This window comes from Vibrio sp. SCSIO 43132, from assembly GCF_019904195.1.
Classification (GTDB): Bacteria; Pseudomonadota; Gammaproteobacteria; order Enterobacterales; family Vibrionaceae; genus Vibrio; species Vibrio nigripulchritudo.
This window is the reverse complement of record NZ_CP063199.1, coordinates 3,758,413-3,782,722: the sequence shown is the minus strand read 5'-3', so window position 1 is coordinate 3,782,722 and position 24,310 is coordinate 3,758,413. Positions and strand designations below refer to the sequence as shown.

Annotated in this window: 13 protein-coding genes, 10 tRNA genes and 5 rRNA genes; 25 read left to right on the top strand and 3 right to left on the bottom strand. The window is 47.3% G+C overall.

Annotated features, from left to right (window positions below; translation table 11 throughout):
- Positions 1-38: 38 nt before the first annotated feature.
- The 11 genes from INR79_RS17125 (at position 39) to INR79_RS17075 (ending at position 9,448) form a co-directional block, all read left to right on the top strand.
- Positions 39-114, top strand: a tRNA-Glu gene (locus INR79_RS17125).
- A gap of 326 nt (positions 115-440) precedes the next feature.
- A 23S ribosomal RNA gene (locus INR79_RS17120) occupies positions 441-3,326 on the top strand.
- Positions 3,327-3,419: 93 nt separating this feature from the next.
- Positions 3,420-3,535: ribosomal RNA gene (gene rrf / locus INR79_RS17115) — 5S ribosomal RNA — on the top strand.
- A 314-nt stretch (positions 3,536-3,849) separates the two neighbouring features.
- Positions 3,850-5,401: ribosomal RNA gene (locus INR79_RS17110) — 16S ribosomal RNA — on the top strand.
- Between the two features lie 88 nt (positions 5,402-5,489).
- Positions 5,490-5,565 (top strand) — tRNA-Glu (locus INR79_RS17105).
- Positions 5,566-5,567: 2 nt separating this feature from the next.
- A tRNA-Lys gene (locus tag INR79_RS17100) sits at positions 5,568-5,643 on the top strand.
- A 30-nt stretch (positions 5,644-5,673) separates the two neighbouring features.
- Positions 5,674-5,749 (top strand) — tRNA-Ala (locus INR79_RS17095).
- Positions 5,750-5,783: 34 nt separating this feature from the next.
- A tRNA-Val gene (locus INR79_RS17090) sits at positions 5,784-5,859 on the top strand.
- Between the two features lie 327 nt (positions 5,860-6,186).
- Positions 6,187-9,072, top strand: a 23S ribosomal RNA gene (locus tag INR79_RS17085).
- A gap of 94 nt (positions 9,073-9,166) precedes the next feature.
- Positions 9,167-9,282 (top strand): 5S ribosomal RNA (gene rrf, locus INR79_RS17080).
- The 16S, 23S and 5S rRNA genes sit together here with 6 tRNA genes alongside, the layout of an rRNA operon.
- A gap of 75 nt (positions 9,283-9,357) precedes the next feature.
- Positions 9,358-9,448, top strand: a tRNA-Ser gene (locus INR79_RS17075).
- A 158-nt stretch (positions 9,449-9,606) separates the two neighbouring features.
- Here INR79_RS17075 and pssA read toward each other — a convergent pair.
- Both pssA and INR79_RS17065 read right to left on the bottom strand, forming a co-directional pair.
- Positions 9,607-10,947, bottom strand: coding sequence for a CDP-diacylglycerol--serine O-phosphatidyltransferase (gene pssA, locus INR79_RS17070; protein WP_004402129.1), 1,341 nt, complete (start codon positions 10,945-10,947; stop codon positions 9,607-9,609).
- Between the two features lie 101 nt (positions 10,948-11,048).
- Complete coding sequence (locus tag INR79_RS17065) at positions 11,049-11,474, bottom strand: GNAT family N-acetyltransferase (protein ID WP_223095241.1); 426 nt, start codon at positions 11,472-11,474, stop codon at positions 11,049-11,051.
- Positions 11,475-11,540: 66 nt separating this feature from the next.
- On the opposite strand from INR79_RS17065, the gene murB reads away from it, so the two are divergent.
- Together murB and birA are read left to right on the top strand one after the other, a co-directional pair.
- A complete protein-coding gene (gene murB / locus INR79_RS17060) occupies positions 11,541-12,593 on the top strand; it encodes a UDP-N-acetylmuramate dehydrogenase (RefSeq protein ID WP_223097050.1) in 1,053 nt (350 codons plus the stop codon).
- Positions 12,583-13,545 carry a bifunctional biotin--[acetyl-CoA-carboxylase] ligase/biotin operon repressor BirA gene (gene birA / locus INR79_RS17055; protein ID WP_022592381.1) on the top strand — a complete coding sequence of 321 codons (963 nt, stop codon included), beginning with the start codon at positions 12,583-12,585 and terminating at the stop codon, positions 13,543-13,545. Before murB ends, birA begins: the two co-directional genes overlap by 11 nt.
- 1 nt (position 13,546) lies before the next feature.
- Here birA and coaA read toward each other — a convergent pair whose 3' ends face one another.
- A complete protein-coding gene (gene coaA / locus INR79_RS17050; protein ID WP_223095240.1) occupies positions 13,547-14,470 on the bottom strand; it encodes a type I pantothenate kinase in 924 nt (307 codons plus the stop codon).
- Between the two features lie 211 nt (positions 14,471-14,681).
- Between coaA and INR79_RS17045 the strand changes: the two genes are divergently transcribed.
- From INR79_RS17045 to rpoB, 12 genes are all read left to right on the top strand, one after another.
- Positions 14,682-14,757, top strand: a tRNA-Thr gene (locus tag INR79_RS17045).
- A gap of 43 nt (positions 14,758-14,800) precedes the next feature.
- Positions 14,801-14,885 (top strand) — tRNA-Tyr (locus INR79_RS17040).
- A gap of 35 nt (positions 14,886-14,920) precedes the next feature.
- A tRNA-Gly gene (locus tag INR79_RS17035) sits at positions 14,921-14,995 on the top strand.
- Positions 14,996-15,008: 13 nt separating this feature from the next.
- Positions 15,009-15,084, top strand: a tRNA-Thr gene (locus INR79_RS17030).
- A gap of 94 nt (positions 15,085-15,178) precedes the next feature.
- On the top strand, positions 15,179-16,363 hold the full coding sequence (gene tuf / locus INR79_RS17025; RefSeq protein ID WP_022551812.1) for an elongation factor Tu: 1,185 nt from the start codon (positions 15,179-15,181) through the stop codon (positions 16,361-16,363).
- A 224-nt stretch (positions 16,364-16,587) separates the two neighbouring features.
- Positions 16,588-16,989 (top strand): preprotein translocase subunit SecE, encoded by a 402-nt coding sequence (gene secE, locus INR79_RS17020; protein ID WP_004402071.1) that lies wholly within the window; start codon positions 16,588-16,590, stop codon positions 16,987-16,989.
- A 12-nt stretch (positions 16,990-17,001) separates the two neighbouring features.
- A complete protein-coding gene (gene nusG, locus INR79_RS17015; protein WP_004402070.1) occupies positions 17,002-17,550 on the top strand; it encodes a transcription termination/antitermination protein NusG in 549 nt (182 codons plus the stop codon).
- Positions 17,551-17,692: 142 nt separating this feature from the next.
- Positions 17,693-18,121: a 50S ribosomal protein L11 gene (gene rplK, locus INR79_RS17010; protein WP_004402069.1), complete on the top strand. Its 429-nt coding sequence runs from the start codon at positions 17,693-17,695 to the stop codon at positions 18,119-18,121.
- A gap of 4 nt (positions 18,122-18,125) precedes the next feature.
- Complete coding sequence (rplA, locus tag INR79_RS17005; protein WP_004402068.1) at positions 18,126-18,830, top strand: 50S ribosomal protein L1; 705 nt, start codon at positions 18,126-18,128, stop codon at positions 18,828-18,830.
- A gap of 268 nt (positions 18,831-19,098) precedes the next feature.
- On the top strand, positions 19,099-19,590 hold the full coding sequence (gene rplJ, locus INR79_RS17000; protein WP_004402067.1) for a 50S ribosomal protein L10: 492 nt from the start codon (positions 19,099-19,101) through the stop codon (positions 19,588-19,590).
- 57 nt (positions 19,591-19,647) lie between these two features.
- The gene (gene rplL, locus INR79_RS16995) at positions 19,648-20,016 is read left to right on the top strand and encodes a 50S ribosomal protein L7/L12 (protein ID WP_004402066.1); all 369 of its coding nucleotides are present in this window, start codon (positions 19,648-19,650) and stop codon (positions 20,014-20,016) included.
- Between the two features lie 249 nt (positions 20,017-20,265).
- Positions 20,266-24,294 (top strand): DNA-directed RNA polymerase subunit beta, encoded by a 4,029-nt coding sequence (rpoB, locus tag INR79_RS16990; RefSeq protein ID WP_004402065.1) that lies wholly within the window; start codon positions 20,266-20,268, stop codon positions 24,292-24,294.
- Positions 24,295-24,310: the final 16 nt, after the last annotated feature.

Below are 24,310 nucleotides of genomic sequence, written 5' to 3'. Positions count from 1 at the left end.
GTAAGAGAGCAGAGTGTTCCCAAACACTCACAACTAGTGTCCCGTTCGTCTAGAGGCCTAGGACACCGCCCTTTCACGGCGGTAACAGGGGTTCGACTCCCCTACGGGATACCATCTTTAAGCGCATTTCTTTTGAAACAGAAAGTCTTAAGTGCCTTTAAAAATGGTTACTTCCTTACGAAGTGATTCGCTCTTTAACAATTTGGAAAGCTGACGAATAACAACAATCCCCTTATCTATGGATAAGCGTTGTTATTCAATTAAAAGTTCTCAAATCCTAAAACTTTGTTTTAGGTACCAACACACATTCAAGTGTTCTTGGAAACATCCTTGTGATGTTTATATTTGAGTCCGGCAAAATCGAATGTCTCTCGCTCATTCAATAATGAGAGACACAAACCTTGGTTGTTTGAACATACAGAAACCTCTTGGGGTTGTATGGTTAAGTGACTAAGCGTACACGGTGGATGCCTTGGCAGTCAGAGGCGATGAAGGACGTACTAACTTGCGATAAGCCCAGATAAGACAGTAAGAGTCATTTGAGTCTGGGATTTCCGAATGGGGAAACCCACTTACATAAGTAAGTATTGCTGAGTGAATACATAGCTCAGTGAAGCGAACTCGGGGAACTGAAACATCTAAGTACCCGAAGGAAGAGAAATCAACCGAGATTCCGAAAGTAGCGGCGAGCGAAATTGGATTAGCCCTTAAGCTTTTTATGCGTCAGGTGAAGCTTCTGGAAAGGAGCGCGATACAGGGTGATAGCCCCGTAACCGACAGCGCATTTCAAGTGAAATCGAGTAAGGCGGGACACGTGATATCCTGTCTGAATATGGGGGGACCATCCTCCAAGGCTAAATACTACTGACTGACCGATAGTGAACCAGTACCGTGAGGGAAAGGCGAAAAGAACCCCTGTGAGGGGAGTGAAATAGAACCTGAAACCGTGTACGTACAAGCAGTAGGAGCCCTTCGGGGTGACTGCGTACCTTTTGTATAATGGGTCAGCGACTTATATTCAGTGGCAAGGTTAACCATCTAGGGGAGCCGTAGGGAAACCGAGTCTTAACTGGGCGCTCAGTCTCTGGATATAGACCCGAAACCAGGTGATCTAGCCATGGGCAGGTTGAAGGTTGAGTAACATCAACTGGAGGACCGAACCGACTAATGTTGAAAAATTAGCGGATGACTTGTGGCTAGGGGTGAAAGGCCAATCAAACCTGGAGATAGCTGGTTCTCCCCGAAAGCTATTTAGGTAGCGCCTCGGACGAATACTACTGGGGGTAGAGCACTGTTAAGGCTAGGGGGTCATCCCGACTTACCAACCCTTTGCAAACTCCGAATACCAGTAAGTACTATCCGGGAGACACACGGCGGGTGCTAACGTCCGTCGTGGAGAGGGAAACAACCCAGACCGCCAGCTAAGGTCCCAAAGTATTGCTAAGTGGGAAACGATGTGGGAAGGCTCAGACAGCCAGGATGTTGGCTTAGAAGCAGCCATCATTTAAAGAAAGCGTAATAGCTCACTGGTCGAGTCGGCCTGCGCGGAAGATGTAACGGGGCTAAGCAATACACCGAAGCTGCGGCTGCATACTTTGTATGCGGGGTAGGGGAGCGTTCTGTAAGCCGTTGAAGGTGGTCTGTAAGGGCTGCTGGAGGTATCAGAAGTGCGAATGCTGACATGAGTAACGATAAAGGGAGTGAAAAACTCCCTCGCCGGAAGACCAAGGGTTCCTGTCCAACGTTAATCGGGGCAGGGTAAGTCGACCCCTAAGGCGAGGCTGAAAAGCGTAGTCGATGGGAAACGGGTTAATATTCCCGTACTTCTTACAATTGCGATGGGGGGACGGAGAAGGCTAGGTGGGCCTGGCGACGGTTGTCCAGGTTCAAGTGCGTAGGCTTGAGAGTTAGGTAAATCCGGCTCTCTTTAAGGCTGAGACACGATGTCGAGTCACTACGGTGATGAAGTCATTGATGCCATGCTTCCAGGAAAAGCCTCTAAGCTTCAGATTGTAAGGAATCGTACCCCAAACCGACACAGGTGGTCGGGTAGAGAATACCAAGGCGCTTGAGAGAACTCGGGTGAAGGAACTAGGCAAAATGGTACCGTAACTTCGGGAGAAGGTACGCTCTTATCGGTGAAGTCCCTTGCGGATGGAGCTGACGAGAGTCGCAGATACCAGGTGGCTGCAACTGTTTATTAAAAACACAGCACTGTGCAAAATCGTAAGATGACGTATACGGTGTGACGCCTGCCCGGTGCCGGAAGGTTAATTGATGGGGTTAGTCTTTGGACGAAGCTCTTGATCGAAGCCCCGGTAAACGGCGGCCGTAACTATAACGGTCCTAAGGTAGCGAAATTCCTTGTCGGGTAAGTTCCGACCTGCACGAATGGCGTAATGATGGCCACGCTGTCTCCACCCGAGACTCAGTGAAATTGAAATCGCTGTGAAGATGCAGTGTACCCGCGGCTAGACGGAAAGACCCCGTGAACCTTTACTACAGCTTGGCACTGAACATTGAACCTACATGTGTAGGATAGGTGGGAGGCTTTGAAACGCAGTCGCCAGATTGCGTGGAGCCGTCCTTGAAATACCACCCTTGTAGCTTTGATGTTCTAACTTGGCTCCCTTATCGGGAGTGAGGACAGTGCCTGGTGGGTAGTTTGACTGGGGCGGTCTCCTCCCAAAGAGTAACGGAGGAGCACGAAGGTGGGCTAAACACGGTTGGACATCGTGTGGTTAGTGCAATGGCATAAGCCCGCTTGACTGCGAGAATGACAATTCGAGCAGGTGCGAAAGCAGGTCATAGTGATCCGGTGGTTCTGAATGGAAGGGCCATCGCTCAACGGATAAAAGGTACTCCGGGGATAACAGGCTGATACCGCCCAAGAGTTCATATCGACGGCGGTGTTTGGCACCTCGATGTCGGCTCATCACATCCTGGGGCTGAAGTCGGTCCCAAGGGTATGGCTGTTCGCCATTTAAAGTGGTACGCGAGCTGGGTTTAGAACGTCGTGAGACAGTTCGGTCCCTATCTGCCGTGGGCGTTGGAAGATTGAAGGGGGCTGCTCCTAGTACGAGAGGACCGGAGTGGACGAACCTCTGGTGTTCGGGTTGTCATGCCAATGGCATTGCCCGGTAGCTAAGTTCGGAATCGATAACCGCTGAAAGCATCTAAGCGGGAAGCGAGCCCTGAGATGAGTCTTCCCTGATACTTTAAGTATCCTAAAGGGTTGTTCGAGACCAGAACGTTGATAGGCAGGGTGTGTAAGCGTTGTGAGGCGTTGAGCTAACCTGTACTAATTGCCCGTGAGGCTTAACCATACAACACCCAAGGGGTTTTGTGGGCTCAGATAAGAATATTGAATGTGTAAGAATCAGAACTAAAAAAAACAGCTTTCCAGATTAAAGAATTTGCTTGGCGACCATAGCGTTGTGGACCCACCTGATTCCATGCCGAACTCAGAAGTGAAACGCAATAGCGCCGATGGTAGTGTGGGGTTTCCCCATGTGAGAGTAGGACATCGCCAGGTTTTGATTCTGATTGAACTCGACAGAGTTCAGTCACCATAAGGTTTTAAACAAAAGTTTAGAATTTTATGTTGACTTACAGAGTCAATCGCGTATTATACGCGTCCTGCCTAAGTGCTAACGCACTGAAAGCAAAGCTCTTTAACAATATAGACCTATCAATCTGTGTGGGCACTCGTTGATGATAATCCAATGAGAAACTTTGGTTTCAAATTAGGTTTCAATGAACTGAGTGACCAATCGGTAGCAATACCGGCACAGTCAATTCAACATTACTATGTAATGTAATCAGTATTCATTGAGCCGACCAAATCTTAAATTGAAGAGTTTGATCATGGCTCAGATTGAACGCTGGCGGCAGGCCTAACACATGCAAGTCGAGCGGAAACGAGTTGTCTGACTCTTCGGGGAACGATAACGGCGTCGAGCGGCGGACGGGTGAGTAATGCCTGGGAAATTGCCCTGATGTGGGGGATAACCATTGGAAACGATGGCTAATACCGCATAATAGCTTCGGCTCAAAGAGGGGGACCTTCGGGCCTCTCGCGTCAGGATATGCCCAGGTGGGATTAGCTAGTTGGTGAGGTAAAGGCTCACCAAGGCGACGATCCCTAGCTGGTCTGAGAGGATGATCAGCCACACTGGAACTGAGACACGGTCCAGACTCCTACGGGAGGCAGCAGTGGGGAATATTGCACAATGGGCGCAAGCCTGATGCAGCCATGCCGCGTGTGTGAAGAAGGCCTTCGGGTTGTAAAGCACTTTCAGCAGTGAGGAAGGGTGTGTATTTAATAGATGCGCATTTTGACGTTAGCTGCAGAAGAAGCACCGGCTAACTCCGTGCCAGCAGCCGCGGTAATACGGAGGGTGCGAGCGTTAATCGGAATTACTGGGCGTAAAGCGCATGCAGGTGGTTTGTTAAGTCAGATGTGAAAGCCCGGGGCTCAACCTCGGAACTGCATTTGAAACTGGCAGGCTAGAGTACTGTAGAGGGGGGTAGAATTTCAGGTGTAGCGGTGAAATGCGTAGAGATCTGAAGGAATACCGGTGGCGAAGGCGGCCCCCTGGACAGATACTGACACTCAGATGCGAAAGCGTGGGGAGCAAACAGGATTAGATACCCTGGTAGTCCACGCCGTAAACGATGTCTACTTGGAGGTTGTGGCCTTGAGCCGTGGCTTTCGGAGCTAACGCGTTAAGTAGACCGCCTGGGGAGTACGGTCGCAAGATTAAAACTCAAATGAATTGACGGGGGCCCGCACAAGCGGTGGAGCATGTGGTTTAATTCGATGCAACGCGAAGAACCTTACCTACTCTTGACATCCATAGAACTTAGCAGAGATGCTTTGGTGCCTTCGGGAACTATGAGACAGGTGCTGCATGGCTGTCGTCAGCTCGTGTTGTGAAATGTTGGGTTAAGTCCCGCAACGAGCGCAACCCTTATCCTTGTTTGCCAGCACTTCGGGTGGGAACTCCAGGGAGACTGCCGGTGATAAACCGGAGGAAGGTGGGGACGACGTCAAGTCATCATGGCCCTTACGAGTAGGGCTACACACGTGCTACAATGGCGCATACAGAGGGCGGCCAACTTGCGAGAGTGAGCGAATCCCAAAAAGTGCGTCGTAGTCCGGATTGGAGTCTGCAACTCGACTCCATGAAGTCGGAATCGCTAGTAATCGTGGATCAGAATGCCACGGTGAATACGTTCCCGGGCCTTGTACACACCGCCCGTCACACCATGGGAGTGGGCTGCAAAAGAAGCAGGTAGTTTAACCTTCGGGAGGACGCTTGCCACTTTGTGGTTCATGACTGGGGTGAAGTCGTAACAAGGTAGCCCTAGGGGAACCTGGGGCTGGATCACCTCCTTATACGATGATTATTGCGATGAGTGTTCACACAGATTGGTACGGTTTATAACGTAAGAGAGTAGAGTGTTCCCAAACACTCACAACTAGTGTCCCGTTCGTCTAGAGGCCTAGGACACCGCCCTTTCACGGCGGTAACAGGGGTTCGACTCCCCTACGGGATACCATTGGGTCGTTAGCTCAGTTGGTAGAGCAGTTGACTTTTAATCAATTGGTCGCAGGTTCGAATCCTGCACGACCCACCATTCTTTATCTAAAGAATAACTCTCAAGTATGGGGCTATAGCTCAGCTGGGAGAGCGCCTGCCTTGCACGCAGGAGGTCAGCAGTTCGATCCTGCTTAGCTCCACCATCTTGACGTCTACCACTAGACGTAAAACTAATGTGGGCGATTAGCTCAGTTGGGAGAGCACCTGCCTTACAAGCAGGGGGTCACTGGTTCGAGCCCGGTATCGCCCACCATCTTTAAGTGCATTTCTTTTGAAACAGAAAGTCTTAAGTGCCTTTAAAAATGGTTACTTCCTTAAGAAGTGATTAGCTCTTTAACAATTTGGAAAGCTGACGAATAACAACAATCCCCTTATCTTTGGATAAGCGTTGTTATTCAAATTAAAAGTTCTCAAATCCTAAAACTGTGTTTTAGGTACCAACACACATTCAAGTGTTCTTGGAAACATCCATAGGATGTTTATATTTGAGTCCGGCAAAATCGAATGTCTCTCGCTCATTCAATAATGAGAGACACAAACCTTGGTTGTTTGAACATACAGAAACCTCTTGGGGTTGTATGGTTAAGTGACTAAGCGTACACGGTGGATGCCTTGGCAGTCAGAGGCGATGAAGGACGTACTAACTTGCGATAAGCCCAGATAAGACAGTAAGAGTCATTTGAGTCTGGGATTTCCGAATGGGGAAACCCACTTACATAAGTAAGTATTGCTGAGTGAATACATAGCTCAGTGAAGCGAACTCGGGGAACTGAAACATCTAAGTACCCGAAGGAAGAGAAATCAACCGAGATTCCGAAAGTAGCGGCGAGCGAAATTGGATTAGCCCTTAAGCTTTTTATGCGTCAGGTGAAGCTTCTGGAAAGGAGCGCGATACAGGGTGATAGCCCCGTAACCGACAGCGCATTTCAAGTGAAATCGAGTAAGGCGGGACACGTGATATCCTGTCTGAATATGGGGGGACCATCCTCCAAGGCTAAATACTACTGACTGACCGATAGTGAACCAGTACCGTGAGGGAAAGGCGAAAAGAACCCCTGTGAGGGGAGTGAAATAGAACCTGAAACCGTGTACGTACAAGCAGTAGGAGCCCTTCGGGGTGACTGCGTACCTTTTGTATAATGGGTCAGCGACTTATATTCAGTGGCAAGGTTAACCATCTAGGGGAGCCGTAGGGAAACCGAGTCTTAACTGGGCGCTCAGTCTCTGGATATAGACCCGAAACCAGGTGATCTAGCCATGGGCAGGTTGAAGGTTGAGTAACATCAACTGGAGGACCGAACCGACTAATGTTGAAAAATTAGCGGATGACTTGTGGCTAGGGGTGAAAGGCCAATCAAACCTGGAGATAGCTGGTTCTCCCCGAAAGCTATTTAGGTAGCGCCTCGGACGAATACTACTGGGGGTAGAGCACTGTTAAGGCTAGGGGGTCATCCCGACTTACCAACCCTTTGCAAACTCCGAATACCAGTAAGTACTATCCGGGAGACACACGGCGGGTGCTAACGTCCGTCGTGGAGAGGGAAACAACCCAGACCGCCAGCTAAGGTCCCAAAGTATTGCTAAGTGGGAAACGATGTGGGAAGGCTCAGACAGCCAGGATGTTGGCTTAGAAGCAGCCATCATTTAAAGAAAGCGTAATAGCTCACTGGTCGAGTCGGCCTGCGCGGAAGATGTAACGGGGCTAAGCAATACACCGAAGCTGCGGCTGCATACTTTGTATGCGGGGTAGGGGAGCGTTCTGTAAGCCGTTGAAGGTGGTCTGTAAGGGCTGCTGGAGGTATCAGAAGTGCGAATGCTGACATGAGTAACGATAAAGGGAGTGAAAAACTCCCTCGCCGGAAGACCAAGGGTTCCTGTCCAACGTTAATCGGGGCAGGGTAAGTCGACCCCTAAGGCGAGGCTGAAAAGCGTAGTCGATGGGAAACGGGTTAATATTCCCGTACTTCTTACAATTGCGATGGGGGGACGGAGAAGGCTAGGTGGGCCTGGCGACGGTTGTCCAGGTTCAAGTGCGTAGGCTTGAGAGTTAGGTAAATCCGGCTCTCTTTAAGGCTGAGACACGATGTCGAGTCACTACGGTGATGAAGTCATTGATGCCATGCTTCCAGGAAAAGCCTCTAAGCTTCAGATTGTAAGGAATCGTACCCCAAACCGACACAGGTGGTCGGGTAGAGAATACCAAGGCGCTTGAGAGAACTCGGGTGAAGGAACTAGGCAAAATGGTACCGTAACTTCGGGAGAAGGTACGCTCTTATCGGTGAAGTCCCTCGCGGATGGAGCTGACGAGAGTCGCAGATACCAGGTGGCTGCAACTGTTTATTAAAAACACAGCACTGTGCAAAATCGTAAGATGACGTATACGGTGTGACGCCTGCCCGGTGCCGGAAGGTTAATTGATGGGGTTAGTCTTTGGACGAAGCTCTTGATCGAAGCCCCGGTAAACGGCGGCCGTAACTATAACGGTCCTAAGGTAGCGAAATTCCTTGTCGGGTAAGTTCCGACCTGCACGAATGGCGTAATGATGGCCACGCTGTCTCCACCCGAGACTCAGTGAAATTGAAATCGCTGTGAAGATGCAGTGTACCCGCGGCTAGACGGAAAGACCCCGTGAACCTTTACTACAGCTTGGCACTGAACATTGAACCTACATGTGTAGGATAGGTGGGAGGCTTTGAAACGCAGTCGCCAGATTGCGTGGAGCCGTCCTTGAAATACCACCCTTGTAGCTTTGATGTTCTAACTTGGCTCCCTTATCGGGAGTGAGGACAGTGCCTGGTGGGTAGTTTGACTGGGGCGGTCTCCTCCCAAAGAGTAACGGAGGAGCACGAAGGTGGGCTAAACACGGTTGGACATCGTGTGGTTAGTGCAATGGCATAAGCCCGCTTGACTGCGAGAATGACAATTCGAGCAGGTGCGAAAGCAGGTCATAGTGATCCGGTGGTTCTGAATGGAAGGGCCATCGCTCAACGGATAAAAGGTACTCCGGGGATAACAGGCTGATACCGCCCAAGAGTTCATATCGACGGCGGTGTTTGGCACCTCGATGTCGGCTCATCACATCCTGGGGCTGAAGTCGGTCCCAAGGGTATGGCTGTTCGCCATTTAAAGTGGTACGCGAGCTGGGTTTAGAACGTCGTGAGACAGTTCGGTCCCTATCTGCCGTGGGCGTTGGAAGATTGAAGGGGGCTGCTCCTAGTACGAGAGGACCGGAGTGGACGAACCTCTGGTGTTCGGGTTGTCATGCCAATGGCATTGCCCGGTAGCTAAGTTCGGAATCGATAACCGCTGAAAGCATCTAAGCGGGAAGCGAGCCCTGAGATGAGTCTTCCCTGATACTTTAAGTATCCTAAAGGGTTGTTCGAGACCAGAACGTTGATAGGCAGGGTGTGTAAGCGTTGTGAGGCGTTGAGCTAACCTGTACTAATTGCCCGTGAGGCTTAACCATACAACACCCAAGGGGTTTTGATGGACTCAGATAAGAACATTGAATGTGTAAGAACTAGAACTTAAAAAAACAGCTTTCCGAATTAAAGAATTTGCTTGGCGACCATAGCGTTGTGGACCCACCTGATTCCATGCCGAACTCAGAAGTGAAACGCAATAGCGCCGATGGTAGTGTGGGGTTTCCCCATGTGAGAGTAGGACATCGCCAGGCTTTGATTTTTTGCCTTAGAAGGCAAAACTAAAAATTAGCATCGTAATATAAGACTAAGTTTTAGTAACAATTTGTGGAGAGATGGCTGAGTGGTTGAAAGCACCGGTCTTGAAAACCGGCATACGTTAATAGCGTATCTAGGGTTCAAATCCCTATCTCTCCGCCACTATTAAGAAGCCCGCTGATTTCAGCGGGCTTTCTTGTTTATGTAAGTCTAAATTATCTCTTTTGATACCTTTCAAGGCCTCTGTAATGACTGAGAGTTGTTGAAGCCCAGATAGGTTCAGGTATAAAAAAGCCCAGCTTCACGCTGGGCTTTTTTTATTAAAGGATCTGTTTGAGTATCTTATCTGCACTAACTCTCGTGATCTTACGAATAAGCTTCTGCACTTCGGAAGGGTAATTTTCTATCTTGTCCAATTGACGATAAGTACAAATCAGTTCCGTATGCTCAAGAATGTTTTCTACTTCCTGATCAAATTTAGCGGTTAGGTGGCTAAAGTGATCCTGAATCAAAATGGCATTCTCTAGATCCAGTTTCCAAGCTCTCGGGTTTAAGTTGTTACCTGTGATAAGCATGTAGCGCTTGTCTACCCAGATGCCTTTCAAGTGGTAGCTGTTGGAATCGTGTTTCCAAACCCGAATGTTTAGCTTTCGGCTTGCTATGTGCGCTTCGTTTACCTTAGCAAAGCGGCGCAAGTTCATTTCATAAAGGTAAGGAAGACCTGCTATGGTCTTAAACTCTTCTTCCGGCGGAATATAGAAATCATTTGCTGTCTTATCACCAACAACTATAGTGACCTTTACTCCACGCTTAATCGCTTTCTTTATCTGCCTTGCTAGGCTTTTAGGGAAGTTAAAGTAAGGAGTACAAATAAAGACTTCATCTTTCGCCTGAGCGACCAGATGGTTAATACACTGGTTGAGTTTGTTACGACGCTTACCCACTCCGACTAGCGGCGTCACAGCAACATGTTCAGAGTCAACATTTTGGTGACTGAACTCGTACTGGCTCTGTGCAAGAGATGAACGCAGTTGACGAATGGCTGGCTTTATATCTTTCGTTGTTGGCTTTTGAGTACAAGCCAGGTTGTTGACGGCTGGGTGTTGAATCATCGAATTTTCGATGTAGCTCGCCATACAGTTTGCTAGATATTCGTTATTGAGGACATGGTAGCGGTCAAACCGGTATCTGTCTTTAAAGTTGAGATAGATATTGTTGAGGCTAGCTCCGCTGTAGATGACAGAGTTATCTATGATGAATCCTTTCAGGTGAAGGACACCGAAGACTTCTCTACCGCGAACAGGGACTCCGTATACAGGAATGGTTTCTTCGAATTGTTCCGCAAACTTTTTATAAAGGGCGGCGTTGCCTTCAGAGGCTTCGGCACCAATAAGCCCTCTTTGAGCGCGGTGCCAGTCAACGCATATTTTGACGTCTAGCTCAGGGTTCTTTTGTTTAGCTTTATATAAAGCCGTCAGAATTTCTCTACCCGCGTCATCATCTTCTAGGTAGAGAGCGACAATATAGATACGCTGCGTCGCTTGTTCAATCGCACTTAACAGGTGTTCACGAAACGCTTTTGCTGAATACAGAACATCAAAAGAATCTGGATCTTGCGCAATGGTTGGAAGTGTCTTAATTAGATTCCTAGTTGCGATCATGTGAGAGGTATTACCTTCTGTAAATGATTGATGGCTAATCGTCCATTTTACCAAAAGTCGGACCACCTTGACCAGACAACCTGGTGATCTGGTAAATAATGTTACACGTTATATTTCATAGCTTTGAGTTTTTTACCGTTATTACGATAACGAGTAAACAAACTTTTTAGTGAACCGGGAAGTGCTTCTGTTGAAACCGTAACGAATCCGTGACTTTGGTAGAAGTTTTCCAAATGCTCGTAAGCAAAGCAGTAGTCACTTGGTTCCAATACATTATTTCTACAATGTTCCATGAGCATACTACCGAAGCCCTTCTTGCGATGCTCTGTGGCGATGACCATTCCAGTTAATAACCGAAAATCCTCGATGGTTCTAAACCGAACAGCCGCTATCATATTTCCACTTAAGTACCCGACTAGCGTGAGTTCGTCGGATTTAGGCTTAGCTGAAGAATAATGTTGCTTGTATAGGCGCTTAACCAAAGGTAATTGAATCGGGTCCAGAATTTTGACTTCTAGCTCACTCATTCGTCACTGCGCTCTCTGAATAGTTAAGGTAAAATGCGAAACAGCCGAATTTTACCTCTAAATACTATGCAGATATACCAAAACCAAAGCCTTAAACCGTTTCATACTTTTGGTCTGGAAGTACATTGCCAGCATATGGTCAAAATTACTTCTGTTAGCGATCTTCGAAACTCGCTTAACCACCCGGAATTGAAACCATTATCAAAGTTAATGCTGGGCAAAGGCAGCAATGTTTTGTTTACCGAAGATTTCAGCGGTGTTGTTCTTCTTAACCAGCTAATGGGGAAATCTGTTACTGAAAGTGAAGAGTACTTTCATCTACATGTCAGTGGTGGAGAAGATTGGCCACAATTTGTCGAGTGGACGCTGGAGCAAGGCTATTCAGGTTTAGAAAATCTGGCGTTGATCCCCGGTTGCGTTGGTTCTGCGCCTATTCAAAACATAGGTGCTTATGGTGTCGAATTGAAAGATGTCTGCGAGTATGTGGATTACTACTGTCAAGAGTCTGATTCGGTTATCCGGCTCAGTAACGAAGAATGTCAGTTTGGTTATCGGGATTCCGTGTTTAAGAAAAACTTGAAAGATAAAGCGACGGTGGTTGCTGTAGGGTTTCTCTTAAAAAAGGACTGGAAACCTAATGTGGAATACGGTCCTTTGAAAGCGCTTGATACCGGAAGTAGAACAGCAAGAAAGATATTTGAACGAGTGTGCGATATTCGTCGTTCCAAATTGCCAGACCCTGCTGTGCTGGGCAATGCCGGGAGCTTCTTTAAAAACCCTGTAATCTCTAAAGATCAGTTTGATCAGCTGCAAGCACTGTACCCAGAGATGGTGGGGTATAACGTCGGTGAACAAGTAAAAGTAGCGGCTGGCTGGTTAATCGATCATGCCGGGTTAAAGGGAACTGAGGTTGGTGGAGCTCTAGTTCACCCAGATCAAGCGTTGGTATTGGTCAACACCAATAACGCCACACCCGTTGATATTCTTAAGCTCGCCGCTTTGGTTAGAGACAAAGTTCAAGAGAAGTATCAAATTCGTCTGGAGCATGAAGTCCGATTTATCGGTAGTCATAAAGAAACCAACTTAACAGAGTGTCTGGAGAAGCTGCATGAAAGTTGATTCCGTGAAATACAACATCATTAAACAATTGGCTGATGGCGAGTTTCATTCTGGTGAAGCACTGGGCGAGAAGTTTGGTATTTCAAGAGCGGCGATAAGTAAACATATCAAGAGCATCCAAGAACTTGGGTTAGACGTTTATAGCGTTCAGAGGAAAGGCTATCGGCTGCCTTCACCTCTATCACTACTGGATGAAGCATTGCTCAGCAGTGGTTCCCAGCGCTCGCTGAAAGTATTCCCTGTTATTGGCTCGACAAACCAATATCTGCTTGAACGAACACATGAACTTAATAGTGGTGATGCTTGTCTGGCTGAATATCAAAGTCAGGGGAGAGGTCGAAGAGGTCGCCAGTGGGTCTCTCCTTTTGGCAGTAACCTTTATGTCTCTATGTTCTGGCGGCTGGAAGCGGGCATGGCTGCAGCCATGGGGCTGAGCTTAGTGGTTGGCGTTTCTGTGGTGGAAGCTTTTGAGTCATTGGGTATTCATGGCGTGAAGCTCAAGTGGCCGAATGATCTTTACTATCAGGACAAAAAGCTTGCGGGTATTCTGGTCGAAATTTCGGGTCAGGCTGGTGCCGCCGCAAACCTGGTGATTGGCATGGGGCTTAATATTGCAATGCCAGATTCTACAGAAAATATCACTCAACCGTGGACCTCTCTTGGTCAGATTCTCCCGAATGACCACATAGATAGGAATGCTCTCGCATCGGCTATTCTTACCGCCTGGGAGCGATCGCTCAATGACTATGAAGTGAATGGGATGAGAGGCTTTGTTGAACGATGGAACCGGTTAGATAACTTTCTGGATCGTCCGGTTAAACTGATAATGGGGCCAAAAGAGTTAAAAGGTATCGCCAAAGGTATTGATGAACAAGGTGGCATTCTTATCGAAACTGAAAACGGTGTAGAAACTTTTATTGGCGGAGAAATCTCATTGAGAGGTGCAGAGTAAGCTATTTTCGAAGCAGAACTTTTTCCACCATGTGATTTTTGCCTTTTTGCAAAATGAGCTGGGCACGTTCACGGGTAGGTAAAATATTCTGCTCTAGGTTTTTACCATTGATGGTTTGCCAGATACTCTTGGCTTTATCAAGAGCTTCATCTTGAGACAACTTGGTGTAGTGTCCGAAGTAAGATCCAGGCTTGGTGAAAGCACCCTGGCGAAATTTCATAAAGCGCTCAACATACCAGGTCTGAATCATCTCAGGTGTAGCATCTACAAATAGAGAAAAATCCAAAAAGTCTGAGATAAACACTCGATGAGGGTCGTGAGGGTAATCCATGCCGCTTTGCAGCACGTTAAGCCCTTCAATGATCAACACGTCGGGTAGGTCGACTACTTTCTCTTCTTTCGTAATGTCATAAGTGAGGTGTGAATATACCGGTGCTTTAACATTGCGCTTGCAAGCTTTTACATCAGAAACAAACTGAACCAGCTTCTTCATATCATAAGATTCTGGAAACCCTTTCTTCTGCATTAAACCACTTTCACTTAACACCTTATTTGGGTAAAGAAACCCATCAGTGGTGATCAGCTCAACTTTAGGGTGGTTTTCCCAACGAGAGAGAAGTGCTTTGAGAAGTCTGGCTGTGGTGCTTTTCCCTACCGCAACACTCCCAGCAATACCAATGACAAATGGTGGCGCGTGCTCTTTTTGATGGAGAAAGCGATGCAATACTGAGTTGCGGCTTTGTCTTGCCTCAACATAAAGATTCAGCAAGCGAGACAGGGGTAAGTAGATTTCTACCGCCTCTTTCATTGTCAGGCTTTCATTAATACCCTGAAGCTCCTTCAAATCTTCTTCTGACAACGTCATTGGCACAGAGTTGCGCAACTCTGACCATTGTTGACGATTAAAAGACATGTAAGGGCTCATAACGTATTCAGAATCCATAAAAATCTGGGAGAGTGACAATACACTATGCTAGGCGAGATGCAAACGATTTGGATGCCAATAATTGAGCGTCAGTCATGAAAATCTGACGAATTTGTGCGCAATTAACCTCAAGTTAAGGGAAATTTGCATTTTTTTTCAATTTTCTATTGCAAGGTACAAAATCATTCAATAGAATTCGCTCCACTCGTGTGCCGACTTAGCTCAGTAGGTAGAGCAACTGACTTGTAATCAGTAGGTCACCAGTTCGATTCCGGTAGTCGGCACCACTTTCTACCTCTTGATTAGAGCGAGAGAAAGTTTTAAAAATTTGGAGGGGTTCCCGAGTGGCCAAAGGGAGCAGACTGTAAATCTGCCGGCACTGCCTTCGATGGTTCGAATCCGTCCCCCTCCACCATATTCCTAAGGAAATAGCTCACAGAGTTACGTGTTGCGGGCATCGTATAATGGCTATTACCTCAGCCTTCCAAGCTGATGATGCGGGTTCGATTCCCGCTGCCCGCTCCAACTCATACAAAGTGCTGATATAGCTCAGTCGGTAGAGCGCACCCTTGGTAAGGGTGAGGTCGGCGGTTCAAATCCGCCTATCAGCACCAGCTCTTGAAGCCATTTCCTTTTGTAATACAATCACCATTATTTTGGTTGCGTGGTCATCAAAGCCACCTAAATCCGTACCTTGAGGGACACTCCATGTCTAAAGAAAAATTTGAACGTACGAAACCGCACGTAAACGTTGGTACTATCGGCCACGTTGACCACGGTAAAACAACTCTAACTGCTGCAATCTGTACTACTCTAGCTAAAGTGTACGGCGGTGAAGCGAAAGACTTCGCATCTATCGATAACGCTCCAGAAGAGCGTGAGCGTGGTATCACAATCGCAACGTCTCACGTTGAGTACGACACTCCATCACGTCACTACGCACACGTAGACTGCCCAGGACACGCTGACTATGTTAAAAACATGATCACAGGTGCTGCGCAAATGGACGGTGGTATCCTAGTTGTAGCTGCGACTGATGGCCCAATGCCTCAAACTCGTGAGCACATCCTACTAGGCCGTCAGGTTGGTATCCCATACATCATCGTATTCATGAACAAGTGTGACATGGTTGATGATGAAGAGCTTCTAGAGCTAGTAGAAATGGAAGTTCGTGAACTTCTTTCTGAGTACGAATTCCCAGGTGATGACCTACCAGTAATCCAAGGTTCAGCTCTTGGCGCTCTAAACGGCGAAAAGCAGTGGGAAGACAAGATTGTTGAGCTTGCAGAAGCACTAGATTCTTACATCCCAGAGCCAGAGCGTGCTGTAGACCAGCCGTTCCTATTACCGATTGAAGACGTATTCTCAATCCAGGGTCGTGGTACAGTAGTAACTGGTCGTATCGAGCGTGGTATCCTAACAGTAGGTGACGACGTAGAGATCGTAGGTATCAAAGAAACGACAACTACTACATGTACTGGTGTAGAGATGTTCCGTAAGCTTCTAGACGAAGGCCGTGCGGGTGAGAACGTTGGTGCACTTCTACGTGGTACTAAGCGTGACGAAGTAGAGCGTGGTCAAGTACTGGCTGCACCTGGTTCAATCAACCCACACACTAAGTTCGAATCAGAAGTATACGTACTGTCTAAAGATGAAGGTGGTCGTCACACTCCATTCTTCAAAGGTTACCGTCCACAGTTCTACTTCCGTACAACTGACGTAACTGGTGACATCCAGCTTCCAGAAGGCGTTGAAATGGTAATGCCTGGCGACAACGTACAAATGACTGTTACTCTAATCGCTCCAATCGCGATGGACGAAGGTCTACGTTTCGCAATCCGTGAAGGTGGCCGTACAGTAGGTGCTGGTGTTGTTGCGAAAATCTTTGATTAAGATTTGACGAACCACTAGTAAAAAGGGCATCATTTGATGCCCTTTTTCTGCGCTAAAAAAAGAGATGAATGACAAGGCTTGTCATTCATTGCTCAAAGCAAAGAATTTTGTGAAGAAGATCTCATCTTTTTCCTTGTATGCGTTGGGTTCCAATGCGATGGAATGTGCCCTGCAACAGCGGGGTTGTTGTCGTCTATATTTAAGACTTGTCACAGGTTGGTTTTATGAAAGCAAACGCTGAAACTCCTGATAGCTCCAATGCAGCAGATACATTTAAGTGGATTGTCGCTGTTATTCTGCTTGCCGCTGCTGTTGTAGGAAATGCTGTTCTGGGTGGTGGTAAAGAGTTCACAGTTTATGAGCTAAACGTAGTGTTCCGTGCAGCAGGTGCCATTGTGCTTGTGGGTGCTGCACTGGCAATTGCCGCTACTACAGGTAAAGGTAAAGCAGCAATCACTTTTGCAAATGAAGCAAAAGTAGAAGTTCGCAAGGTAGTTTGGCCTACTCGCCAAGAGACCATGCAAACAACATTGATTGTGTTAGCAGTTAGTATAGTTATGGCTCTAGCGCTTTGGGGTATCGACGGCATTATGGTTCGTCTGGTTGCTCTAGCGACTGGGGTGTGAGGGTTTTAATACATGAGTGAAGCTCCTAAAAAACGCTGGTATGTGGTTCAAGCCTTCTCTGGATTTGAAGGTCGTGTGGCTCAGTCTCTTCGTGAGCACATCAAAATGCACGACATGGAAGAACTTTTTGGTGAAGTTCTTGTTCCAACAGAAGAAGTTGTTGAAATGCGTGCAGGTCAACGCCGCAAGAGCGAGCGTAAATTCTTCCCAGGCTATGTTCTGGTTCAGATGATCATGAACGATGAATCATGGCACCTAGTGCGCAGTGTGCCGCGTGTCATGGGCTTCATTGGTGGTACCTCTGATCGTCCTGCTCCGATTTCTGACAAAGAAGCGGATGCAATTCTTAACCGTCTAGAGAAAGCGAGCGAAGCTCCACGTCCTAAGACAATGTTTGAAGCGGGTGAAGTGGTTCGTGTTAACGAAGGACCATTTGCTGACTTCAACGGTACGGTTGAGGAAGTGGACTACGAGAAGAGCCGTATAAAAGTGTCTGTATCGATCTTTGGTCGTGCAACACCGGTTGAACTCGAGTTCGGTCAAGTGGATAAGCTTGATTAAAAAAACACCTTATCTAGGGTTGTGAAAGGCGCGAATTATGATTATAATTTCGCGCCTTTTTACTTCTATGAAGTGAAAAGTTTGTATCTAACGGGGAGCTTACCAGCAGGTTGGCGTTTGTACCCAAAACTTAGGAAATATCATGGCTAAGAAAGTTGAAGCTTATATCAAGCTGCAAGTTGCAGCGGGTATGGCAAACCCAAGTCCACCAGTTGGTCCTGCTCTAGGTCAACACGGTGTGAACATCATGGAATTCTGTAAAGCGTTCAACGCGAAAACAGAATCTGTAGAAAAAGGTCTACCGATCCCAGTTGTTATCACAGTATACAACGACCGTTCTTTCACTTTTGAAACTAAGACTCCGCCAGCAGCAGTTCTTCTTAAGAAGGCAGCAGGTGTTAAGTCTGGTTCTGGTCGTCCAAACACTGAAAAAGTGGGTACTGTTACTGACGCTCAGCTGCAAGAGATCGCAGAAACTAAAGCTGCAGACATGACTGGCGCTGACATCGAAGCGATGAAGCGTTCTATCGCAGGTACTGCTCGTTCAATGGGCCTAGTGGTAGAGGGTTAATATCATGGCAAAACTTACTAAGCGTATGCGCGTAATCCGCGAAAAAGTTGACGTAACTAAAGAATACGAAATCAACGAAGCTGTTGCTCTTCTTCAAGAACTAGCGACTGCTAAATTCGTTGAGTCTGTAGATGTTGCTGTTAACCTAGGCATCGATGCTCGTAAATCTGACCAGAACGTACGTGGTGCAACTGTACTACCTCACGGCACTGGCCGCGAAATCCGCGTTGCAGTGTTCACTCAAGGTGCAAACGCTGAAGCAGCTAAAGAAGCTGGCGCAGACATCGTAGGTATGGAAGATCTTGCTGAGCAAGTTAAGAAAGGCGAAATGAACTTCGACGTAGTTGTTGCTTCTCCAGATGCAATGCGTGTTGTTGGTCAACTAGGTACTATCCTAGGTCCTCGTGGTCTTATGCCAAACCCGAAAGTTGGTACTGTAACTCCTAACGTTGCTGAAGCAGTTAAGAACGCTAAAGCTGGTCAGGTTCGTTACCGTAACGACAAGAACGGTATCATCCACACTACTATCGGCAAAGCTAACTTCTCTGCTGAGCAAATCAAAGAGAACCTAGAGTCTCTTCTAATTGCTCTTAAGAAAGCTAAGCCATCTTCAGCGAAAGGTACTTTCCTGAAGAAAGTAAGCATCTCTACTACAATGGGTGCTGGTGTTTCTGTTGATCAGGCTAGCCTGAACACTCAAACAGCATAATAAATTTGATTAGGCGTGAAATTTGTGTATAATTTCGCGCCTAATATTTGTGGTTGGGACTAAGTTTCTCCTTTCGAGAAGAGACTCAGTCTCCGTCCAAGACCGTAGGCGTCTGCATTAGCAGACTTAATGAAACCTACGTAGACGGTGTCCGAACCTAAAGAAAGCTGACTTATTAATAGATAGCCTTTCTTCTGGAACTGCACCGTTTTAACTCTCACATTATTTTAGTGTGAGTGGTGTAACGACAACCAGGAGTTAATCCAAGATGGCTTTAAATCTTCAAGACAAAAAAGCAATTGTTGCTGAAGTCAACGAAGCTGCCAGTGGTGCACTTTCTGCAGTTGTAGCTGATTCTCGTGGCGTTAATGTTGGCGCGATGACTTCTCTACGTAAACAAGCTCGTGAAGCTGGCGTTTACATGAAAGTCGTGCGTAACACACTAGCACGCCGTGCGGTTCAGGGTACTGATTACGAGTGTCTAACTGACACTTTCACTGGTCCTACTCTGATCGCGTTCTCTAACGAGCACCCAGGTGCTGCAGCGCGTCTTTTCAAAGACTTCGCTAAAGAGAACGACAACTTCGAGATCAAAGCTGCTGCATTTGAAGGCGCAGTAACTGACGCTGAAGTACTAGCAACACTACCAACTTACGACGAAGCAATTGCACGCCTAATGATGTGCATGAAAGAAGCTTCTGCTGGCAAGCTGGTACGTACTATCGCTGCTATCCGCGATCAAAAAGAAGAAGCAGCTTAAGGCTTGCTTTTTACTGGTTGCAAAATAAACTTATTGTTGACTTAAAAGAGAATTGTTATGTCTATTACTAACGAGCAAATCCTAGACGCAGTTGCAGAAATGTCTGTAATGCAAGTTGTTGAGCTTATCGAAGCTATGGAAGAAAAATTCGGCGTATCTGCTGCAGCTGCTGTTGTAGCTGGCGGTGCTGCTGGTGGCGAAGCTGCTGCTGAGCAAACTGAATTTGACGTAATCCTAACTGCTGCTGGCGGTAACAAAGTTGCTGTAATCAAAGCAGTACGTGGCGCTACAGGTCTAGGTCTGAAAGAAGCTAAAGCTCTAGTTGACGGCGCTCCAGCACCTCTGAAAGAAGGTATCGAGAAAGACGAAGCTGAAGCTCTTAAAGCTCAACTAGAAGAAGCTGGTGCTTCTGTTGAAGTTAAGTAATTATTACTTAATTTCTTAGCCGACAGGCTAATGGCTGGTGGTTTAATAACCACCGGCCTTTTTGCGCTGTAGGGTATAGGCGAATTTTCCTGCTGTTTAAGCGCCTCTATCCATGCAAAAAAACGAATCAGCAACCTTGCTGCTTCGTTCTACAGTAAACAGTTGTTTAGTCACTGTCCCTTACCCCTCCTTAAGTAACTAGGAACGGGCGGACAGTTTGGGTCACTTATCAGCGAGCTGAGGAACCCCATGGTTTACTCTTATACCGAGAAAAAGCGCATCCGTAAGGACTTTGGTACTCGTCCACAAGTTTTGGACATTCCATACCTGCTGTCGATCCAGCTCGATTCGTTCGACAAATTCATCGAACAGGATCCGGAAGGGCAATACGGTCTTGAAGCGGCTTTTCGTTCTGTATTTCCTATTCAGAGCTACAACGGCAACTCTGAGCTGCAATACGTTAGCTACCGTCTTGGTGAGCCAGTTTTTGACGTTAAAGAATGTCAAATCCGCGGTGTCACATACTCAAAACCTCTACGCGTAAAACTGCGCCTGGTTGTTTTTGATAAAGACGCACCGGCAGGTACTGTAAAAGACATTAAAGAACAAGAAGTCTACATGGGTGAAATTCCACTCATGACAGACAATGGTACCTTCGTAATTAATGGTACCGAGAGGGTTATCGTATCCCAGCTGCACCGAAGCCCAGGCGTGTTCTTCGACAGCGATAAGGGTAAGACCCACTCATCAGGTAAAGTTTTATACAACGCACGTGTTATTCCTTACCGTGGCTCATGGCTAGACTTTGAGTTCGACCCTAAGGATAACCTGTACGTACGTATCGACCGTCGTCGTAAGCTACCTGCTTCAATCATCCTTCGTGCACTGAACAAAACGACGGAAGAAATCCTAGATCTCTTCTTCGAGAAAGTGAACTTCGAAGTGAAAGATCAGACTCTACTTATGGAGCTGGTTCCAGATCGTCTGCGTGGTGAAACTGCGTCATTCGACATTGAAGCGAACGGTAAGACTTACGTTGAAACTGGTCGCCGTGTGACTGCACGTCACATCCGTCAACTTGAAAAAGACGGCGTTGAATTCATCGAAGTGCCAATCGAATACATCGTAGGCAAAGTTTCTTCGAAAGATTACATCAACGAAGCTACTGGCGAAATCATCGTTGGTGCTAACCAGGAAATCAGCCTGGAAGCACTGGCTAACCTGTCTCAAGCTGGTCATAAGAAGCTTGAAGTGCTGTTTACGAACGACCTGGATCACGGTCCGTTCATGTCTGATACTTTGCGTATCGACAGCACTACTGACCGTATCTCTGCGCTAGTAGAAATCTACCGCATGATGCGCCCAGGTGAGCCACCAACAAAAGAAGCGGCAGAAGCACTATTCGAAAGCCTATTCTTCGCTGAAGAACGTTACGACTTATCAACAGTTGGTCGTATGAAGTTCAACAGTTCTATCGAGCGCGAAGACGCTCTAGAGCAAGGCACACTTGATGAACTAGACATCATCGAAGTGATGAAGAAGCTTATCGCGATCCGTAACGGTAAAGGCGAAGTGGACGATATCGACCACCTTGGCAACCGTCGTATCCGTAGCGTAGGCGAAATGGCAGAAAACCAATTCCGTGTTGGTCTGGTACGTGTTGAGCGTGCGGTTAAAGAGCGCCTAAGCCTTGGCGACCTTGACGCAATCATGCCTCAAGACCTAATCAACGCGAAGCCAATTTCTGCAGCGGTTAAAGAATTCTTTGGTTCTTCACAGCTTTCACAATTCATGGACCAGAACAACCCACTTTCAGAAGTTACGCACAAGCGTCGTATTTCTGCATTGGGTCCAGGTGGTCTGACTCGTGAACGTGCTGGCTTCGAAGTACGAGACGTACACGTAACGCACTACGGTCGTCTATGTCCTATCGAAACGCCTGAAGGTCCAAACATCGGTCTGATCAACTCCCTGTCTGCGTTTGCGCGTTGTAACGAGTACGGTTTCCTAGAAACTCCGTACCGTCGCGTAGTAGATGGTGTTGTTACTGACGAAGTTGATTACCTATCTGCTATTCAAGAAGGTCAGTTCATCATCGCTCAGGCTAACTCTGGTCTAACAGAGGAAGGCACGTTCGTAGAAGAACTGGTTACTGCTCGTCAGAAAGGTGAATCTGGTCTGCACCCACGTGATCAAGTTGATTACATGGACGTTGCAACGAACCAGGTTGTATCTGTGGCAGCATCGCTTATCCCATTCCTAGAGCACGATGATGCGAACCGTGCATTGATGGGTGCGAACATGCAACGTCAGGCAGTTCCGACTCTGCGTGCTGACAAGCCTCTTGTCGGTACTGGTATCGAGCGTAACGTTGCAGTTGACTCCGGTGTAACAGCGGTTGCTAAACGCGGCGGTGTTATCCAGTCTGTTGACGCATCACGTATCGTTGTAAAAGTAAATGAAGATGAGCTGGTTCCAGGTGAAGCAGGTATCGACATTTACAACCTGACTAAGTACACGCGTTCTAACCAGAACACATGTATTAACCAGCGTCCAACTGTACTACCTGGTGAGCCAGTAGCACGTGGTGACGTTCTTGCTGATGGTCCTTCAACCGACCTTGGTGAGCTGGCGCTTGGTCAGAACATGCGTATCGCATTCATGCCTTGGAACGGTTACAACTTTGAGGATTCCATCCTTGTTTCTGAGCGTGTTGTTCAGGAAGACCGTTTCACGACTATCCACATCCAAGAGCTTTCTTGTGTGGCGCGTGACACTAAGCTGGGCTCTGAAGAGATCACAGCGGATATTCCAAACGTAGGTGAGTCTGCTCTGTCTAAACTGGACGAGTCAGGTATCGTTTACATCGGTGCTGAAGTGAAGGGTGGCGACATCCTAGTTGGTAAAGTAACGCCTAAGGGTGAAACTCAGCTAACGCCTGAAGAGAAGCTACTACGCGCTATCTTCGGTGAAAAAGCATCAGATGTTAAAGATACATCACTGCGTGTACCAAACTCTGTTTCAGGTACCATCATCGACGTTCAAGTCTTCACTCGCGATGGCGTAGAGAAAGACAAACGTGCGCTTGAAATCGAGCAAATGCAGCTGAAAGAAGCGAAGAAAGACCTGACTGAAGAATTCCAGATTCTGGAAGGCGGTCTACTTGCTCGTGTGAAAGCGGTATTGATTTCAGGTGGTTACTCTGAAGCGAAACTAGACACTATCGATCGTAAGAAGTGGCTAGAACAGTCTCTTGACGATGAGTCTCTACAAGGGCAGCTAGAGCAGCTAGCTGAGCAGTGGGACGAGCTGAAAGCAGACTTCGATAAGAAGTTTGAAACTAAGCGTCGTAAGATCACTCAAGGCGATGACCTTGCACCAGGTGTTCTGAAGATCGTTAAGGTTTACCTAGCAGTTAAGCGTCGCATCCAGCCTGGTGATAAGATGGCGGGTCGTCACGGTAACAAGGGTGTAATCTCTAAGATCAACCCTGTTGAAGACATGCCATACGATGAGAAGGGTGAACCTGTCGACATCGTACTTAACCCACTGGGTGTACCATCACGTATGAACATCGGTCAGATCCTGGAAGTACACATGGGTCTGGCAGCGAAAGGTGTGGGTGACAAGATCAACCAGATGCTGAAAGAACAGCAAGAGCTGCACAAGTTCCGTAACTTCCTACAAGAAGTGTACGATCTGGGTGACACCCGTCAGAAAGTTGATGTTGCAGCACTGAGCGATGAAGAAGTTCGCACTTTGGTACAAAACCTACGTGGTGGTCTACCAATCGCGACACCTATCTTCGACGGTGCGCCAGAATCTTCCATCAAGGCTCTATTGAAACTAGGCGACCTACCAGAATCTGGTCAGCTACGTCTGTTTGATGGCCGTACTGGTGACGAGTTTGAGCGTCCTGTAACTGTAGGTTACATGTACATGCTGAAACTGAACCACCTAGTTGATGACAAGATGCACGCACGTTCAACCGGTTCTTACAGCCTGGTAACTCAGCAGCCACTTGGTGGTAAAGCTCAGTTCGGTGGTCAGCGTTTCGGTGAGATGGAAGTATGGGCACTGGAAGCATACGGTGCCGCTTACACTCTACAAGAAATGCTAACGGTGAAATCGGATGACGTGAACGGTCGTACTAAGATGTATAAGAACATCGTGGACGGCAACCACAGCATGGAACCTGGCATGCCAGAATCCTTCAACGTATTGTTGAAAGAGATCCGCTCGCTAGGTATCAACATCGAGCTAGAAGACGAAGAGTAATCCCACGGGATTATTG

What these genes read in the sequence shown, in the direction of transcription:
- tuf (WP_022551812.1), top strand. Translation starts at nt 15,179, where the DNA reads ATGTCTAAAGAAAAATTTGAACGTACGAAACCGCACGTAAACGTTGGT.
- rplA (WP_004402068.1), top strand. Translation starts at nt 18,126, where the DNA reads ATGGCAAAACTTACTAAGCGTATGCGCGTAATCCGCGAAAAAGTTGAC.
- secE (WP_004402071.1), top strand. Translation starts at nt 16,588, where the DNA reads ATGAAAGCAAACGCTGAAACTCCTGATAGCTCCAATGCAGCAGATACA.
- rplJ (WP_004402067.1), top strand. Translation starts at nt 19,099, where the DNA reads ATGGCTTTAAATCTTCAAGACAAAAAAGCAATTGTTGCTGAAGTCAAC.
- birA (WP_022592381.1), top strand. Translation starts at nt 12,583, where the DNA reads ATGAAAGTTGATTCCGTGAAATACAACATCATTAAACAATTGGCTGAT.
- rpoB (WP_004402065.1), top strand. Translation starts at nt 20,266, where the DNA reads ATGGTTTACTCTTATACCGAGAAAAAGCGCATCCGTAAGGACTTTGGT.
- rplK (WP_004402069.1), top strand. Translation starts at nt 17,693, where the DNA reads ATGGCTAAGAAAGTTGAAGCTTATATCAAGCTGCAAGTTGCAGCGGGT.
- pssA (WP_004402129.1), bottom strand. Translation starts at nt 10,947, where the DNA reads ATGATCGCAACTAGGAATCTAATTAAGACACTTCCAACCATTGCGCAA.
- INR79_RS17065 (WP_223095241.1), bottom strand. Translation starts at nt 11,474, where the DNA reads ATGAGTGAGCTAGAAGTCAAAATTCTGGACCCGATTCAATTACCTTTG.
- rplL (WP_004402066.1), top strand. Translation starts at nt 19,648, where the DNA reads ATGTCTATTACTAACGAGCAAATCCTAGACGCAGTTGCAGAAATGTCT.
- nusG (WP_004402070.1), top strand. Translation starts at nt 17,002, where the DNA reads ATGAGTGAAGCTCCTAAAAAACGCTGGTATGTGGTTCAAGCCTTCTCT.
- murB (WP_223097050.1), top strand. Translation starts at nt 11,541, where the DNA reads ATGCAGATATACCAAAACCAAAGCCTTAAACCGTTTCATACTTTTGGT.
- coaA (WP_223095240.1), bottom strand. Translation starts at nt 14,470, where the DNA reads ATGAGCCCTTACATGTCTTTTAATCGTCAACAATGGTCAGAGTTGCGC.